The organism is Brucella grignonensis, from assembly GCF_002252505.1.
GTDB lineage: Bacteria > Pseudomonadota > Alphaproteobacteria > Rhizobiales > Rhizobiaceae > Brucella > Brucella grignonensis.
Window position 1 is genome coordinate 135,789 of sequence record NZ_NNRL01000158.1, and the last position, 17,670, is coordinate 153,458.

A 17,670-nucleotide genomic window follows, 5' to 3' on the forward strand; every position below is an offset into this window, starting at 1 on the left:
TTTCAGCCGTCATTATTCGCCTCCCTTCTTGGGCTTTGCCGGAGCTTTGGTGCTCTTCGTGCCCTTTGGGGCTCTGGCGGCCTTCGCGGGAGCAGTCTTATGGCTTGAAGGAACATCGCCAGCTTCAACACGCGATGAAAACGCGGTTGCCTGACCTGACGCAAGCTTGCTTGCTTGTCCCACCCAATCCTCACGAGCAATACGGCCGTCAAATTCGAGATAGGTTTCGGCCTGAACGATGTCGGCTTCAACCCAGGCGGCAATCTGATCGAAATGGTAAATGCCGTGCTCGTTGAGCTTTTTCTCGTTGATCGCACCAATGCCCTTGATGAGCGTCAGATTGTCAGGCTTTCCATCACGTGCCGCCGCAAGTCCGCCAGCAAAAAGTCGGGACTCCTCGACTTTTTCATCCTCGATTACCCCTCCCGAAAGCTGTACTGCGATAAAATCCGCCGGATCAGCAATGCCGGGCTTATCCGCTTCTTCAATCAGATCAGCAATCTCGTCATCATCCACGCCGAGATAAGCGGCAATGACGCGCGGATCGTTCCTGACTTTCTCAGGCGAGCCGTCGGAAATCTTGGTGCCGTATTCGAGCACGATGACGTGGTCGGAGATCTCCATAACCACCGACATATCGTGTTCGATCAGCAGGATCGACGTGCCTGTTTCCTTGCGAATATCAAGCAGAAGCTTGTTGAGTTCTGCTGATTCACGTGGATTAAGGCCTGCCGCAGGCTCATCAAGGCAGAGAATTTCAGGTCCGGTGCACATGGCACGAGCGATTTCCAGACGTCGTTGATCGCCGTAAGGCAGATCGCCAGCCGGATCATCGGCACGCTCGATAAGGTTGATCTTCTCAAGCCAGTATCGCGCCTTCTCAATCGCATCCTTTGCAGCCTTCCGGTAGGTTGGAAAGCCAAGAAGACCGAGGAATGTATATCCCGACGAGCGCATCAGCGTGTTGTGCTGCGCAACAAGCAGGTTTTCCAAAACGGTCAAACCTGAGAACAGGCGAATATTCTGGAACGTACGCGCAACGCGCGCATCCTGCGTGATCTTGAAATCCGGCAGACGTTCCAGAAGGAATTTTTCGCCCGTGTTCCGGTGCATCGTCAGCATACCGCCGGTCGGCTTGTAAAAGCCGGTGATGCAGTTGAAGACTGTCGTCTTGCCCGCACCGTTCGGACCGATGATCGCCGTGATGTCCCCGCGCTTCACATCGAAGCTCAGATCATTGATCGCGACGAGACCGCCAAAGCGCATCGACAGATGCTCAACTGTAAGAATGGTGTCTTTCGAACCATTGCCAGCCATAATTTTTGTCTCCGCCATCAGCCGTGCCCTTCCTTGGTAAAGGCACCCGACACCATCTTCTTCTCATTGAGGAACGCGCTTGGTTCTCGGCTTCCGACAAAACCGCGTGGCTTCCAGACCATGACCACGACCATGGCCAGACCGAAGATCAGCATACGGTAGAGTTCAGGCGTGAAGTTTGGACCGAAGATAGCCTTCAGGAAGCCCATCTCGCGCAGGATTTCCGTGCCGCCGATCATTGCGATCGCAGCAATGGCAATCCCGACAAGCGATCCCATACCACCCAGAACGACGATGGCGAGAATAACAGCGGATTCAAGGAAGACAAAGGATTCAGGACTTACGAAGCCCTGACGAGCCGCAAAAAAGGAACCGGCAAAACCACCGAACATAGCACCCGTCGCAAAGGCAGTGAGCTTGGTCGTGGTGGTGTTGATACCGAGTGAACGGCAGGCGATTTCATCTTCACGCAGTGCTTCCCATGCACGACCGACGGGCATGCGGCGAAGACGGATCGTGACCAGAGCCGTGATCAGCGCAAGAATGAGGATCACGTAATAGAGGAAGAACTTGTAGTGAGCAGCAGAGAAGGCGAGACCGAAATAGGCGGCAAAGCCATCCTTGCTGGCATTGAACGGCAGACCGAAGAAAGTTGCCTTGGCAATGCCGGAAATCCCGAACGTTCCTTTGGTAAGGTCTGTCCAGTTTATCAGCACAAGTCGGATAATTTCACCGAATGCCAACGTCACGATGGCGAGATAATCTCCGCGCAGACGTAAGACGGGGAAACCGAGGATCACGCCCCATGTTGCTGCCAGAATACCTGCAATCGGCAGCAGCATCCAGAAGGACAAGCCGAAATACGACGAAAGAAGCGCGTAGGAATAAGCACCCACGGCATAGAAGGCGACATAGCCCAAATCGAGAAGGCCAGCGAGGCCAACCACGATATTGAGACCCCATGCGAGCATCACATAAATAAGGATCTGAACGCCGAAATTGTCGACCCATTTCAGCGAACCCTGCCAGCCAAGCATGCTGACGATCAGGATCGGATAGACGAAAAGAAAAACAACGCCTATTTGCGAAAAATGTTTGCGAAAGAAAGACGGGCTTTCGGCAGCGACGGCCGGGCGGCTTGCCTTCGCAAACTTGCGTGCTTCAAGCCAGGGCTGCAAGAAGGCGATAAAGCCAAAACGCCCGAAAGCGGCCATTGCGACGAGGATCGCAAGCGCTCCCCAGCGCTGTTGCAGCACCAGCTCATTGTTGATGTTCTGGTCGGTCTTGAAACCAACGATCAGAATGAAAAGTCCCAATGCCAGAAGACCGGCAATGAACCCTTCACGAATGGCCCGGGCAAAAAGGGAATCCGGGCGTGAACCTGTTTGTACGGCCATGATTACACCTTTTCGACTTCAGGACGGCCAAGAATGCCGGACGGCATGAAGATGAGTACGATGGCAAGGATCGAGAACGCGGCAACATCCTTGTAATCGATCGAGAAATAAGCCGACCACAAAGCCTCGATGAGACCAATCAGCAAACCGCCAACAACAGCACCCGGTAGCGAGCCAATCCCACCCAGAACTGCCGCCGTAAACGCCTTGACGCCGGGGATGAACCCGTCAGCAAACGAAATCACGCCGTAGAAGGAGAGATAAAGTGTACCGGCAACAGCTGCGAGCATCGCACCCATAACAAAAGTGAGCGAGATCACACGGTCGACATTGATACCGAGCAGTGACGCCATCTTACGATCCTGCTCGCAGGCACGCTGCGCACGACCAAGGGACGTACGATTGACGATATACCAGAAAATCGTCAGCAGCACCGCCGTCACCACAATGACCACAATCTGCTTGAGCGAGATCGTCACTTCGGTTCCGAAGAGACTGTAAGAGCCATTAAGCAATTGTGGCACCGGCTTGTTGCGCGGCCCCTGCGTCACCTGCACGAAGTTGGACAATGCAATGGACATACCGATTGCTGTAATCAGTGGTGCCAAGCGAAACGATCCACGCAGAGGCCGGTAAGCCGCCCGTTCAATCGTCCAGCTCCAAAGCCCCGTCAGAAGCATTGCAACAACCATCATAAGGAGCAGCATGAGCGCGATTGGCAGCGCTCCTATGAATGTTGTGATGATTAGAAAAACAATCAGCGCCATAAAGGCGCCGAGCATAAAGACATCGCCATGCGCAAAGTTGATCATGCCGATAATGCCATAAACCATCGTATAGCCGATAGCGATCAGGCCATAAATCGATCCGAGCGCGAGCCCGTTGATCACCTGCTGGAAGAAATATTCCATCTAGAAGCCACCCATTTTACTCTACCCGGTTTTATTGCCGCATCATTATTTCGTGCGACTTCATTTTTTCCCGGATAATTACACCTAACGGCTGTATAAAGGAATGCAAGCCCCTTTTGTCTCAGACAAAAGACTAATGACTTCCCTCCTCCACAAACTAGTTATCTCCTCTAAAAAGCGCCCTGTATATATTTTTTTCTCCTATCAAAGGCCGCTTATTCCACAATTTCCCCAACGCGTCACAAACAAAAAATAGGGGGGCTTCCCCTATTTTTGCCTACCGTACCGGTTTTACGCAACAGTAAATCCGTGCGCAAACGGATCGCGGTCATCAATGAAGATCGTATTATAGCCTGTCATGCGTGCCCAACCCGCAATGGAAGGGATGATTCCCTTGCCTCCAGCGACCTCCACAGCACGTTCCACCCGACCGTGAAACAGCGATCCGATGATGGATTCATGCACGAAATCATCGCCTGGTTTTAGCTTACCTTTGGCCGCAAGCTGCGCCATTCGGGCCGAAGTACCTGTTCCACAAGGCGAACGGTCTATCGCTTTGTCGCCATAAAAAACCGCATTACGCGCATGCGCTTCAGGATGCGTCGGCTTTCCAGTCCAGAGAATATGCGTCAGACGATTGATGTCCGGCAGATCAGGATGCTGGAAATTATATTTCTCGTTCAAACGCTCACGCAGCACCGGACTCCATGCAATGAGTTGCAGCGCGGAATAATCTTGCATGTCCTTGTAATTTTCTTGCGGTTCGACAATTGCATAGAAGTTTCCACCATAGGCAACATCAACCCTGAGTGTGCCCAAATCGGGACATTCCACTTCCAATCCTTCCGCATAAAGGAAGGCGGGAACATTGGTGAGGCGCACGCGATCCACATATTGGCCGTTCTGCTCGTATTCAATGGATACAAGACCCGCAGGTGTATCCAGATTGAGCTTTCCCGGCGTCTTGGGCGTTACAAGACCTTGTTCAATCGCCATGGTCACGGTGCCTATGGTCCCATGTCCACACATCGGCAAGCAGCCCGACGTTTCAATGAACAACACCGCCACATCGCAATCCGGGCGCGTCGGCGGGTAAAGGATGGAGCCCGACATCATGTCATGTCCGCGCGGCTCAAACATGAGACCGGTGCGGATCCAATCATAATCGCGCAAGAAATGTGCGCGCTTTTCCATCATGTTGGAACCGTCAAGGTTCGGCCCGCCGCCCGCCACCAGACGCACTGGGTTACCGCATGTATGTCCGTCGACGCAGAAGAAAGAATGTCTTGCCATGATGGTCAGTTCCGAAAACGTTGTGGCTTGAAAGGTTCGATATCGACAGCCGGCGCAGAACCGGTGATGAGATCACAGATAATCCGCCCTGTCGCCGCTGATTGTGTGAGGCCAAGATGACCATGGCCGAAGCCATAGTAAATATTGCCACCTGAAGATGCACGACCGATAACTGGCATGGAATCGGGTAGCGAAGGACGATAACCCATCCATTGCCGCCCGCCCTCAGTCTTCAGTCCCGGCAAGAACATAGAGGCCTTTTTCAGCATCGCGCTTGAGCGCGCAAAATTTGGCGGCAATTGAAGGCCTCCAAATTCCACCGCTCCGCCCACGCGCAGACCTGTCGCCATCGGCGTGATGACAAAGCCATGTCCGGGGAAAGTCAGCTGACGCGTCACATCGAAACTGCCAACTGGAAGTGTCGTATTATAGCCACGCTCCGTATCAAGCGGAACGGCATCGCCAAATCCCTGGGCTAAATTCCGCGACCAGGCACCCGTCATAACCACAAGATGCGAGGCGTTGATTTCCGTGTTATCGTCAAGTCGAACAACCGCACCGCCGCCAAGCTTTTCTGCACTTGCCACCGTCGCCTGCTGGAAACGCGCACCTTTACTTTCTGCATATGCCCATATCGCCTGACCGAACAATTTCGGATCGCTGACATTCTTCCAGCCGGGAACGAAGGTCCCGGCAACGAAACGTGGGCTCAGACCGGGCTGCAACTCGGCAAGCCGTTCGCCGCGCACATGTTCATAGGCAATGCCCGCCTTTTCGCGCGCATCCCAACCAGATTGTGATGCGGCAAGTTCCGCTTCACTTTCATAAAGTTCAAGATTTCCATCTTCGCGAAGCCTGTCACGTAAACCCGCACGGTCAATCAGGCCCAGCATTTCACTCTCGGCAAGGCGCATCATATTGCCCTGAGCGACAGTCGTCTTTTCGAGCGCTTCCGAACTGCTTGCGCGCCAGAAGCGGTAAAGCCACGGGATCATTTTCGGGAAGTAGGAAGGGCGGATTGTGAAAGGCCCGAGCGGGTCCATCAACCACCCCGGAACCTTGCGCATCACGCCCTTCGAAGCCATCGGCAGAATATCGGAAAATGCGAGAGCCGCAGCATTGCCGGAACTTGTTTCTTCGCAAATGCCGCTGCGGTCGATCACAAGAACCTCGCGACCTCGTTCGGCGAGCAATGCGGCGGTGGCAACACCGACGATCCCACCACCAATGATGACGATGTCGTGCTGCCCCTTTGTATCAGAACTCATGAATGCACGGCTCCCGACCAGTCTGCTAATATTCGTCCCAGTTTACAACTCTGATCTATTTTCATGTCAGTTGCACTGATTCTGTCCATCCATTTTTTGGAATGACACCATGCTAAAAGCTCGTTATCGATGAGAATCGCTCAATACCGGTATTCTTGTTATTTTGCGCGGCGCAGCATCTTTCATTGATATATCACAGATATATCTGTAAGGTTCGAACCTGTCAATTGCTATCATTATAAGGCTTATATCTGCATGGAACATGCGAGCGTCCGCGACAAGGCAGCAAAAAGCAGCGCAACTCTTATTGAGAGCTGGGGCAGCGAAAGCCTCGCTGAGCAAGCCTATCGCGTTCTGGAGCGCTCGATTGTGACGCTTGAACTGGAACCCGGTGCCGTCGTCAACGAACGTTCCCTGATCGAATTGACTGGAATGGGCCGAACGCCCATACGCGAAGCAATCCAGCGCCTGGCCTGGGAAGGACTGGTAGAGGTTCGTCCGCGTTCTGGCATTGCAATCGCACAGATTGATCCCGCAGATTTCACCAAAGTTCTGGATGCGCGCGAAGGTGTTGAGCGGGTGCTGGCGCGCGATGCCGCACGTTTTGGCAGCGCCCGCGATTACGAGCGACTGAAGGCTGCTGCAGACGCCATGCGTCAGGCCATACCGTCAGAAGATGTGTCCCTTTTTCTGGATGCGGATAAAGCATTCGATATCGTGCTTGGCACAGCTGCCAGCAATCCTTACGCCGCGCGTCTTGCAGCTCCCCTGCAAACGCATAGCCGCAGATTCTGGTTCAGACTGCGACCATCAACCGGTATAACCGGCTCCGCCAATGCCCATGCGACATTGATAGAGGCTATCGTATCTCGTGAACCGGAGCGTGCCAGCGACACGGCCAGCGAATTGATGGCCTATCTTCGCACGCTCGCACCTTGAATCAGACCGCACTCAACGCACTACGCGCATGTGCCAAGGCCTTAACACCAGCCGCCGTCGTTGCTCTTGTATCGAAAATAAGACCATCGTCTGTGTTTATGTCATTGATCGCATTTGCATATAAATGCCGGGTACCGTGTCCCATATCCATCGTCTGAACTGAGATGATTGAAAGTACGGCCAGAAGACCCAATACAGCTTGCGACGTGTAACGCATCTCCAACGCTCCGCCATGAATTTTAGAGCGCATCCCGAAAAGTGTGAAACGGTTTTCGGGATGCGCGTTGAATCAAAGATTTAGAACGCCGATCTGATTCAATTGGATCGAAACACGTTCTAATCGGGAAAATTAAGCGGTCTCTCATGTTCCAAAAATGGCAGAGGTCGATCAAAGTCTGGGCGGCAATTCACGAAACCGCGATCCCTTCGGCCTGAAACAGCCAAGAATAGTTTGACTCCGAAAGCCGTTCCATACTTTTCAGAATACGTTCTAAAGTGTCTTATTCATGGAGTCTGACATCTTGCGCATAACATTAAGCGCGATGCTCAGATCTTCGTCACTGATGCCTTCGAGCAAATCGGCACGCACATCGCCAGCAAGCTTCACGACTTCCTCTGCAAGCCGCTTACCCTCATCGGTCATCATAATGCGCTTTGCGCGACGATCGCCCTCTACCGCTCGCCGCTCTACGAAAGCCTGACGCTCCAACCCATCGATCAAACGAACCATGGTGGCGTTTTCGATCTCAAGCACTTCTGCCAGCTCTTTCTGATAAAGGCCTTCCTGTTCGATCAGCGTCAGCAGAGTACGCGCACGCGCCAATGTAAGTCCCCGTTCCTTGACGCGGGCATCAAACAATGTGCGAAGCCTGCGATTGACCTTCGCCATCGCGTCGATCATCTCTGCGCTCAGATCTGCCCTGCTCATTATGAAAGCCTTATATTAGGAACCTAACAATTAACTAATGAGATAAATTGCCAGCACACGGTTTTCAAGCGATCATACTGAACTCACGCAAGCGTGATGGTACAAATCATAGCGCAAGGCCGGTTCGACCGGCAAATCCCCGTTGATAAAAGTGCAAAAAAAGAAAAGCGGGCCAGGGCCCGCTTTCTAAAACTCTCTATATAGGAAGCCGAAGCCTAACCTTTTCAGGCTGGCAGAACCGTTCCCTGCAGCGTCATCAGTTGGTGCAAGAAAATCTCTGCCTTTGTACGATGTTCGTTCGTCGAAGCATCTTCAAGATGCTGGCGAGCGATTTCAATACGCTTCTGAATATCGGCCGGATCGACGTCATCAACATGCGTGGCGGATTCAGCCAAAATGGTGCAGCCCTGCGGCGTGATATCGGCGAAACCACCAAACACCACGTAAGCATCAGACTTGCCGTCGCTCAGCTTAACCGAAACGACACCCGGCATGATCGTCGTCATCAGCGGCGAATGACCTGCGAGAGCCGTCAGGTAACCTTCACTGCCCGGAATGACGACTTCCGTCACCTCAGCCGAAAGCAGGAGGCGTTCTGGCGACACGAGTTCGAATTGGAAAGCTTGAGCCATGGTTCTCACTTAAATTTCTAGAGCTTGATCTCGAATGCAAAACAGCACCCGGAAAGGATCATACTCAAACAAATGAACAGGCATTTTCGGCGGGCTTGAGAGCGCCCGCCGAAAACTCAATTCATTAAGCAGCTTCAGCAGCCAGCTTCTTCGCCTTTTCGATCGCTTCTTCAATCGAGCCAACCATGTAGAAGGCTGGTTCTGGAAGATGATCGTATTCACCTGCGCAAAGGCCCTTGAAGCCCTTGATGGTGTCTTCGAGCGCAACGAGCTTGCCCGGCGAACCGGTGAACACTTCAGCCACGAAGAACGGCTGCGACAGGAAGCGTTCGATCTTACGAGCGCGCGCAACGGTCAGCTTGTCTTCTTCCGACAGTTCGTCCATGCCGAGGATGGCGATGATGTCCTGAAGCGACTTGTAGCGCTGCAGGATCGACTGAACCTGACGGGCAACAGTGTAGTGTTCTTCACCAACGATCATTGGATCGAGCATACGCGAGGTGGATTCCAGAGGATCCACAGCAGGGTAAATACCCTTTTCAGCGATCGAACGGTTCAGCGTAGTGGTCGCGTCCAAGTGAGCGAACGACGTTGCTGGTGCAGGGTCGGTCAAGTCGTCGGCAGGGACGTAAATTGCCTGAACCGAAGTAATCGAGCCCTTGGTCGTCGTGGTGATGCGTTCCTGCATCGCGCCCATGTCGGTTGCCAGCGTTGGCTGATAACCCACAGCGGAAGGAATACGGCCCAGAAGTGCCGAAAGTTCCGAACCAGCCTGCGTGAAGCGGAAGATGTTGTCCACGAAGAACAGAACGTCCTGGCCCTTGTCACGGAAGTTTTCCGCAACCGTCAGACCCGACAGAGCAACGCGAGCACGCGCACCCGGAGGCTCGTTCATCTGACCATAAACGAGTGCGGCCTTGGAGCCTTCACCGCCACCGAGCTTGTTAACGCCCGATTCGATCATTTCGTGGTAAAGGTCGTTACCTTCACGGGTACGTTCACCAACGCCTGCGAATACCGAGTAACCGCCGTGCGCCTTGGCAACGTTATTGATCAGTTCCATGATGAGAACGGTCTTGCCAACGCCCGCACCGCCGAACAGACCAATCTTACCACCCTTTGCGTAAGGAGCGAGAAGGTCAACAACCTTGATGCCCGTTACGAGAATTTCAGCTTCGGTCGACTGTTCGATGTACTCAGGAGCTTCCTGGTGGATCGCGCGACGAGCAGTGGTCTTGATCGGACCGGCTTCGTCAACTGGCTCACCAATAACGTTCATGATGCGGCCGAGCGTTTCTTCGCCAACCGGAACCATGATCGGGTTGCCCGTGTCGCGTACTTCGTGACCACGAACCAGACCTTCGGTCGAGTCCATAGCAATTGTACGAACGGTGTTTTCGCCAAGATGCTGAGCAACTTCAAGAACCAGACGGCTGCCGAGGTTGTCAGTTTCCAGAGCGTTGAGGATCAGCGGAAGCTGACCATCTTCGAACTGTACGTCGACAACAGCGCCGATGACCTGAGTGATCTTGCCTACTGCGCCGGTCTTTGCAGCCTTTGGAGCTGCGTCGGACTTAGCGGCGGCTGTCTTCGCCGGAGCCTTTTTGGCTGGAGCTTTCGCCGCTGCTGGCTTCGCTTCGGCCGCGGCGGTAGTTTTCGGGGTCGCTGCTTTTGCCATCGATCCTTTACCTTCCGATTAGAGCGCTTCCGCGCCCGAAATGATTTCGATCAGTTCCTTGGTGATCTGAGCCTGACGCTGACGGTTATACGTGATCGACAACTTGTTGATCATGTCACCGGCGTTACGCGTCGCATTGTCCATTGCGCTCATCTTCGCGCCCATTTCGCCCGCCACATTTTCCAGCAGAGCGCGGAAAATCTGGACCGAAATGTTGCGTGGGATCAGCGTGCTCAGGATCGCCGCAGGATCAGGTTCGTACTCATAAATCGCATCGCCTGCAGTATCCGCCTGCTCAACATTTCCAGCCGAAGCCGGAATGATCTGTTGGGCGGTCGGAATCTGTGCGATCACCGACTTGAACTCGGAATAGAACAGTGTGCAGACATCAAATGCGCCCTGCTCAAACAGCTCAATGAGCTTGTGGCCGATCTGGTCGGCATGCACAAAAGCAAGCTGCTTGACTTCACGCAAATTGACATGGTCGATGATCAACGGAGCAAATTCACGACGCAGAATATCTGCGCCTTTTTTGCCGATCGTCAGAATCTTGACCGTCTTACCTTCAGCGAGGAGCTTGCGGGCATGATCACGCGCATAACGCGCGATCTGCGAATTGAAACCGCCGCAAAGGCCACGTTCTGCAGTAGCGACGACGAGCAGATGCACGTCGTCCTTACCCGTACCAGCCATCAAAGCCGGTGCATCTTCACCGCTCACGTTCTGCGCGATGTTAGCGAGAACGGCGCCCATGCGCTGCGAGTAAGGCCGTGCGGCCTCCGCAGCTTCCTGGGCACGGCGCAGCTTCGCCGCGGCGACCATCTGCATCGCCTTGGTGATTTTCTGCGTCGCCTTGACCGAGGCGATACGGTTTCTCAGATCCTTTAGTGAAGGCATCCGTTCATCCCGTCACAAAATTCAAGCAAAAGACTTGGCGAACGCGTCGACCGCTGCCTTGAGCTTTGCTTTGATGTTGTCGGTGAGTGCCTTTTCGTCGCGGATCGCGTCGAGAACATCCTTGTGCTCGGTGCGCAGCGAAGAAAGAAGACCTGCTTCGAACTTGCCAACCTGGTTGACGGCGATCTTATCGAGATAGCCATTCACGCCAGCGAAGATCACGGCAACCTGTTCTTCCGTCTTGAGCGGCGAGAACTGTGGCTGCTTGAGAAGTTCGGTCAGGCGTGCACCGCGGTTGAGCAGACGCTGGGTCGAAGCATCAAGATCCGAACCGAACTGAGCAAATGCTGCCATTTCACGATACTGGGCGAGTTCACCCTTAATCGAGCCAGCAACCTGCTTCATGGCCTTGATCTGGGCCGAAGAACCAACGCGCGAAACCGACAGACCAACGTTAACAGCCGGACGGATACCCTGATAGAACAGGTTGGTTTCGAGGAAGATCTGGCCGTCGGTGATCGAGATCACGTTGGTCGGAATGAACGCGGAAACGTCGTTGCCCTGCGTTTCGATGACTGGCAGAGCCGTCAGCGAACCAGCACCGTTTTCGTCGTTGAGCTTTGCAGCGCGCTCGAGAAGACGCGAGTGCAGATAGAAAACGTCGCCTGGGTAAGCTTCACGACCTGGAGGGCGACGAAGCAGAAGCGACATCTGACGATAAGCAACAGCCTGCTTGGAAAGATCGTCATAGCCGATCAGAGCGTGCTGGCCATTGTCACGGAAATATTCACCGATAGCGCAGCCTGCGAATGGTGCAAGGTACTGCATCGGAGCCGGATCGGAAGCGGTAGCCGCGATCACGACGGAATATTCGAGAGCGCCGCGTTCTTCGAGAACCTTAACGAACTGAGCAACAGTCGAACGCTTCTGGCCGATAGCGACATAGACGCAATAAAGCTTTTCTTTGTCTGGGCCGTTGTCGTGGATTGGCTTCTGGTTAAGGAAGGTATCAAGAATGATCGCAGTCTTACCGGTCTGACGGTCACCAATGACCAGCTCGCGCTGACCACGACCAACAGGGATCAGAGCGTCAACAGCCTTGAGGCCGGTCGACATTGGCTCATGAACCGACTTACGCGGAATAATGCCCGGTGCCTTGACGTCGACGCGGCGACGCTCGGTAGCAACGATTGGGCCCTTACCGTCGATTGGATTGCCGAGAGCATCGACAACGCGGCCGAGCAGGCCTGGACCGACTGGAACGTCAACGATCGCGCCGGTACGCTTGACGACGTCGCCTTCCTTGATGTCACGGTCGGCACCGAAAATAACCACACCGACATTGTCGGTTTCGAGGTTAAGCGCCATGCCGCGAATACCACCAGGGAATTCGACCATTTCGCCAGCCTGAACATTGTCCAGACCGTAAACGCGGGCGATACCGTCGCCGACGGACAGAACCTGACCGACTTCGGAGACCTCAGCCTCCTTGCCGAAGTTCTTGATTTGCTCTTTCAGGATAGCGGAAATTTCCGCGGCGCGGATGTCCATCAGCCGACCTCTTTCAGTGCAAGCTTGAGAGAAGAAAGTTTAGTGCGAAGGGACGTGTCGATCTGACGCGAACCCATTTTGACGATAAGACCGCCGAGGATCGACGGATCGACGGCGACATTGATCGTCACGTCCTTGCCGGCTACGCCCTTCAGCGTTGCCTTCAATTCGTTCTGCTGCGCGGCAGTCAGTGCATGCGCAGAAATAACATCGGCGGAAACTTCGCCGCGATGTTCGGCTGCAATCTCACGGAAAGCGGCGATAATGCCCGGCAGCGCAAAAAGGCGACGGTTAGACGCCACGACGCGCAGGAAATTGCCGACGAGACCCTTGATGCCAGCCTTGTCAGCAATCGCGCCAATGGCGTGAAGCTGGTCTTCAGCATTGAAGACCGGGCTGGAAATCAGACGCTTCAGGTCTTCGCTTCCGCTCAGAAGCGCCTCGAAGCGGCCAAGATCTTTTTCCACAGCAGCAACGGATTTTGCATCGAGCGCGAGCTCAAACAACGATCCGGCGTAGCGCTGTGCGACACCTGAAATGAGCGAAGACGTTTCTGCCACGAACAACCTGCTCTCTACGTTGAAACCATCTTTTTGGGAGTTCAGCAGGACCCAAAGGCCCAAGCAGATGATTTTATTGAATGTTTCCGGGGAACCCCTGACGCGCGAGCGCGACAACACCGAAATGTGATTGCCGTCTAGCATAGACGAACCGGACTCGCAACACGCGAATCCCGCACTTTCGTGTAAGTTTTGCCGCAATTTTAGGTTAGAAAAGTACTAACCCAGTCCACTAATACAGCAAGGTGCTCTTTAGCGCAGCAATCCGGCTTCAGCCGACGAAGCCAAAAGCATAAAGCAAAGGTCCGGCGGCGAGCGCAAACTCAATGACTGCAGCGATGATATTGTAGAAAGTTGCGCCCTTATCCGACATCATCGAAATGAAGCGCCCGAACAGCGCAAATCCCCACACGCTACCAAGAACGACCCACAAAAATGGCTGTGCAAAAATAAGACAGCCGAGCCCTATCCCCAGATAGGGACCAGCCAGTACGGCACGAATGGAGCTATATGCTTCCGGACGCGCATTGATTGGCTGAAGCCGCATCAATTTCATGGTGATGCCGGGTGCGAACAGCATAACGATGCCGGCAAAGGCAGTTACGACCGCCGCGCTCCATGCGAGCCATTCGCCGGTCGTGGCGGGAAGATAGAATTCCATTGCGTTTCACCCTCAATCTGAACTGCTTGGCTATAACCCAGTTTTCGATGACCGAAAACCAATCTGGTGGATCACGACCCAGTATATTTACCGGCAACGGTACAGTAATCCGACCGAACCGCAGTAGGTTCAATGCTGAATGGAACTGCGTATTTTGGCCATGCGCCCGAGAACTGACGGAATGAAGAGAATAATCGCTGCGCCAATCACCCATATGATCCAAAGCGCCGGTGCGAGCAAACCGCGCAGAATAGTAACGCCAGAGCCAGCGAGTTGATCAAGCTTGAAAATACCGATCACGGCACTCGCCTCACTACTGACCATCGATTTCCCAATCGTGGCAAGAGCTGGCCCGCTACTGCTAATCCAAGTGATTACGGCATCAGAGAAAGAATAGGCAAGCCAGATTGTTAGCGACCAGATCATCAATCCAATCAGAGAGATAATCCAAAGGCGACTACCGTTTCTTACGTGTTGTTTTTTGGAAATTCGGCTGTATCTCATCATTTTTCAAAAACCTTAAAAAGTGTATGAGGCACAGGCTACATCCTCTAGTCACTAGAGATGCAAATCTTTTTTCCTGACTTCTATTTTTGGTGGACACGTAACTAAAGGAAGCTCTGCGGATCAATATCCACCTGCACTCTTATAGAACCGCGCTCCTTAGGAGCAGCAGCCAGCAATGCCCGGATAAACCCTTGAATATCCGCGCGTTTTGTACCGTGGACGAGGATACGGAACCGATGTCGGCCACGCACCAGCGCGAGCGGCGCTTCCGCAGGCCCAAGCACTGAAATCTCCGGCGACGCAGGCGCAGCACGGCGCAATGCCCGTGCGTGATTTTCAGCATCGGGTCGATTATCGGCTGAAATGATAAGCGCTGCGAGACGACCGAAGGGCGGCAACACACTGCGCTCCCGCTCTTCGATTTCGCGGGCATAAAATGTTTCCGAATCGCCACTGACAATTGCGCGCATCACGGGATGATCAGGCTGATAGGTCTGAAGCAAACCAAGGCTCTTGCGACCTGTGCGCCCAGCGCGCCCTGTTACCTGATTAAGTAACTGGAATGTGCGTTCGGCTGCACGCGGATCGCCATTCGCAAGCCCAAGGTCAGCATCCACGACGCCGACGAGCGTCATGTTGGGAAAATTATGGCCTTTTGCGACAAGCTGCGTGCCAATAACGATATCCGCCTCGCCTTTAGCGATAGCATCAAGCTCAAGCCGCAAGCGCTTCACGCCACCCGCCATATCAGACGAAAGCACTATGATTCGAGCCTCAGGAAAGGTCGCGGCCACTTCTTCTGCGATACGTTCAACACCCGGACCACAGGCAACCAGATGGTCAAGCGTACCGCATTCCGGGCAGGCTTCCGGCACCGGCTCATGATAGCCACACTGATGGCACATGAGCTGACCACGAAAACGATGCTCGACTAGCCAGCTTGAGCATTGCGGACACTGGAAACGATGACCGCACACCCGACAAAGCGTCAGCGGCGCATAACCGCGACGGTTGAGAAACAGCAGAGCCTGCTCACCCCGCTCAACCGTCTTTCCCACAGCTTCCGTGAGTGCTGGCGACAAAAACCGTCCCGGCGGTGGAGGAGAGCGCCGCATATCAATGGTCTTCAGTATCGGAAGTGCTGCTTCCGCATAGCGACCATAGAGCTTGATTCGCTTGTAGCGCCCCTGATCGGCATTCACCTGGCTCTCGATAGAAGGTGTTGCTGATGCCAATATCACCGGAAAACCGCCAATATGGCCGCGCACGACGGCCATATCGCGCGCATTATAGAAGACGCGATCTTCCTGTTTGTAAGCCGGGTCATGTTCTTCATCGACCACGATCAGCCCAAGCTCTTTGAACGGCAAAAACAGGGCAGATCGCGCACCAGCCACGACACGCACCGTGCCTTCTGCCACTTGCCGCCAGACACGCTCGCGCGTCCGCGGTGCAAGATCGGAATGCCATTCGGCGGGCTTTGCCCCGAAACGATCATGAAAGCGGTCGAGAAACTGCTGCGTGAGCGCAATTTCAGGCAAGAGAATCAGCACCTGCTTGCCTTGATCCAGCGCCTTGGCAACCGCCTCGAAATACACTTCCGTTTTGCCCGAGCCTGTCACGCCATCGAGAAGCGAAACCGAAAAACAATCTGCCTCTACCGATTCGGCCAGCATTTCGGCTGCAGCCTGTTGATCTTCCGACAGCGTCGCTCGTGCGTAATCGGTATCAGGTGTGGCGACCACCGCAGGCGGCGGAAGCATCACTTCCTCAAAAATGCCTTGCGTTTTCAAGCCATCGACAACAGTCAGCGAAACGCCGGCTGCATGGGCAAGGCCTGAACGCGTCCACGCAAGTCCGTCGCGCGCTAGTTCCATGACGCGGGCGCGGGCATCGGTCATACGTTCCGGCTCGCCACCCCTATAACGAAGACCCGGAACAGCAGGTTCCGGATCAAAGGCTGCGGGTGCCCGCAGCACCATGCGCGCCACCATTCCGGGTGGTGAAAGCGTGTAATCAGCGGCCCAGCGCATGAAGCGCAACATCTCCGGATCGACTGGCGGGCAATCAAAAACCTCAGAAATTGCGCGGAGCTTTTTGGCATCCACCGCATCGGTCGCGCCATCGCAAACGATCCCCGCAACCTCACGCGGTCCCAATGGCACGCGCACAATCGAGCCGGGCTGGACACGCATTCCCTCTGGCACCATATATGAATAAGGCCGCTCGGCGGGCATGGGTACAAGCACCGGCACCACACTCGGAGTGGGTTCCGCAAAGAGGCTCAAAATATCGTGCGAATCTTTCGACATGATTGCGTGACCTTGGCGTGGCTTTGCGCTAAAGAAAAGCCACCTTCCGGGAATTAAATGGATTTAGTTTCCCTCAACACCCGCGCTCATTATGGAGGAACGCTGTTATGAAGTTTTTCGTCGACACTGCGGACGTCAAGGAAATCCGCGAACTCAACGATCTTGGACTGGTCGATGGCGTGACCACCAATCCATCGCTGATCCTCAAGTCTGGCCGCAACATTCTCGAAGTAACGAAAGAAATCTGCTCCTTCGTCAAGGGCCCGGTTTCGGCTGAAGTTGCTGCGACCGAATACGAGCAGATCATGAGGGAAGCAGCAGTGATTGCCAAGATCGCAGACAATATCTGCATCAAGCTTCCACTGACGCTCGATGGCCTCAAGGCTTGTAAGGCACTGACGTCCGATGGCCACAAGACCAACGTGACGCTCTGCTTCTCGGCCAATCAGGCTCTGCTCGCCGCTAAGGCTGGTGCTACCTTTGTTTCGCCATTCATCGGTCGCATCGATGACATGGGCGTCAACGGCATGGAACTGATCGCTGAAATCCGCACCATCTTCGACAATTACGATTTCCGCACCGAAATCCTTGCGGCTTCGGTTCGCACCGTAAACCACGTGAAGGAAGCTGCCCTCATCGGCGCCGATGTCGTTACCGCACCTCCGGCAACGCTTAAGGCACTCGTCAAGCATCCGCTGACCGACAAGGGCCTCGAAGCCTTCCTCGCCGACTGGGCGAAGACTGGCCAGAAGATCGCTTAAAGCAGATCGCTTAATCTGTAAGCTGATTGAGATAAAACGGCGGATCATTGATCTGCCG

General features: G+C 54.2%; 17 protein-coding genes. 2 read left to right on the top strand and 15 right to left on the bottom strand.

Annotated features, from left to right (window positions below; all coding sequences use genetic code 11):
- Positions 1-12: 12 nt before the first annotated feature.
- The 5 genes from CEV33_RS10290 to CEV33_RS10310 form a co-directional block, all read right to left on the bottom strand.
- The gene (locus CEV33_RS10290; RefSeq protein ID WP_094540488.1) at positions 13-1,317 is read right to left on the bottom strand and encodes an ATP-binding cassette domain-containing protein; all 1,305 of its coding nucleotides are present in this window, start codon (positions 1,315-1,317) and stop codon (positions 13-15) included.
- 17 nt (positions 1,318-1,334) lie between these two features.
- A complete protein-coding gene (livM, locus tag CEV33_RS10295; protein ID WP_094540399.1) occupies positions 1,335-2,714 on the bottom strand; it encodes a high-affinity branched-chain amino acid ABC transporter permease LivM in 1,380 nt (459 codons plus the stop codon).
- Positions 2,715-2,716: 2 nt separating this feature from the next.
- Positions 2,717-3,625, bottom strand: coding sequence for a branched-chain amino acid ABC transporter permease (locus CEV33_RS10300; RefSeq protein ID WP_094540400.1), 909 nt, complete (start codon positions 3,623-3,625; stop codon positions 2,717-2,719).
- A gap of 291 nt (positions 3,626-3,916) precedes the next feature.
- Entirely contained in the window at positions 3,917-4,918 is a 1,002-nt protein-coding gene (locus CEV33_RS10305) for a 4-hydroxyproline epimerase (protein ID WP_094540401.1), read from the bottom strand.
- 5 nt (positions 4,919-4,923) lie between these two features.
- The gene (locus CEV33_RS10310) at positions 4,924-6,186 is read right to left on the bottom strand and encodes an NAD(P)/FAD-dependent oxidoreductase (protein WP_094540402.1); all 1,263 of its coding nucleotides are present in this window, start codon (positions 6,184-6,186) and stop codon (positions 4,924-4,926) included.
- A gap of 255 nt (positions 6,187-6,441) precedes the next feature.
- Here CEV33_RS10310 and CEV33_RS10315 point away from each other — a divergent pair, with 255 nt between their 5' ends.
- Entirely contained in the window at positions 6,442-7,125 is a 684-nt protein-coding gene (locus CEV33_RS10315; protein ID WP_094540403.1) for a GntR family transcriptional regulator, read from the top strand.
- 1 nt (position 7,126) lies between these two features.
- Here CEV33_RS10315 and CEV33_RS10320 read toward each other — a convergent pair whose 3' ends face one another.
- The 10 genes from CEV33_RS10320 to CEV33_RS10365 all read right to left on the bottom strand — a co-directional run bounded on the left by CEV33_RS10320 (position 7,127) and on the right by CEV33_RS10365 (position 16,851).
- Entirely contained in the window at positions 7,127-7,342 is a 216-nt protein-coding gene (locus CEV33_RS10320) for a hypothetical protein (protein WP_094540404.1), read from the bottom strand.
- 273 nt (positions 7,343-7,615) lie between these two features.
- On the bottom strand, positions 7,616-8,053 hold the full coding sequence (locus tag CEV33_RS10325; protein ID WP_094540405.1) for a MarR family winged helix-turn-helix transcriptional regulator: 438 nt from the start codon (positions 8,051-8,053) through the stop codon (positions 7,616-7,618).
- A 224-nt stretch (positions 8,054-8,277) separates the two neighbouring features.
- Positions 8,278-8,685 carry a F0F1 ATP synthase subunit epsilon gene (locus CEV33_RS10330; protein ID WP_094540406.1) on the bottom strand — a complete coding sequence of 136 codons (408 nt, stop codon included), beginning with the start codon at positions 8,683-8,685 and terminating at the stop codon, positions 8,278-8,280.
- Positions 8,686-8,809: 124 nt separating this feature from the next.
- A complete protein-coding gene (gene atpD, locus CEV33_RS10335; protein WP_094540407.1) occupies positions 8,810-10,363 on the bottom strand; it encodes a F0F1 ATP synthase subunit beta in 1,554 nt (517 codons plus the stop codon).
- Positions 10,364-10,381: 18 nt separating this feature from the next.
- Positions 10,382-11,260, bottom strand: coding sequence for a F0F1 ATP synthase subunit gamma (locus CEV33_RS10340; protein ID WP_094540408.1), 879 nt, complete (start codon positions 11,258-11,260; stop codon positions 10,382-10,384).
- 21 nt (positions 11,261-11,281) lie between these two features.
- On the bottom strand, positions 11,282-12,811 hold the full coding sequence (gene atpA / locus CEV33_RS10345; protein ID WP_094540409.1) for a F0F1 ATP synthase subunit alpha: 1,530 nt from the start codon (positions 12,809-12,811) through the stop codon (positions 11,282-11,284).
- A complete protein-coding gene (locus tag CEV33_RS10350) occupies positions 12,811-13,371 on the bottom strand; it encodes a F0F1 ATP synthase subunit delta (protein WP_094540489.1) in 561 nt (186 codons plus the stop codon). Before CEV33_RS10350 ends, atpA begins: the two co-directional genes overlap by 1 nt.
- A 271-nt stretch (positions 13,372-13,642) precedes the next feature.
- A complete protein-coding gene (locus CEV33_RS10355; RefSeq protein WP_094540410.1) occupies positions 13,643-14,032 on the bottom strand; it encodes an AGROH133_08824 family phage infection protein in 390 nt (129 codons plus the stop codon).
- A 129-nt stretch (positions 14,033-14,161) separates the two neighbouring features.
- Positions 14,162-14,356 (bottom strand): hypothetical protein, encoded by a 195-nt coding sequence (locus tag CEV33_RS10360; RefSeq protein ID WP_094540411.1) that lies wholly within the window; start codon positions 14,354-14,356, stop codon positions 14,162-14,164.
- A gap of 284 nt (positions 14,357-14,640) precedes the next feature.
- Positions 14,641-16,851 (bottom strand): primosomal protein N', encoded by a 2,211-nt coding sequence (locus CEV33_RS10365; RefSeq protein ID WP_094540412.1) that lies wholly within the window; start codon positions 16,849-16,851, stop codon positions 14,641-14,643.
- Positions 16,852-16,958: 107 nt separating this feature from the next.
- Between CEV33_RS10365 and fsa the strand changes: the two genes are divergently transcribed.
- Positions 16,959-17,612, top strand: coding sequence for a fructose-6-phosphate aldolase (gene fsa, locus CEV33_RS10370; protein ID WP_094540413.1), 654 nt, complete (start codon positions 16,959-16,961; stop codon positions 17,610-17,612).
- Positions 17,613-17,670 lie beyond the last annotated feature (58 nt).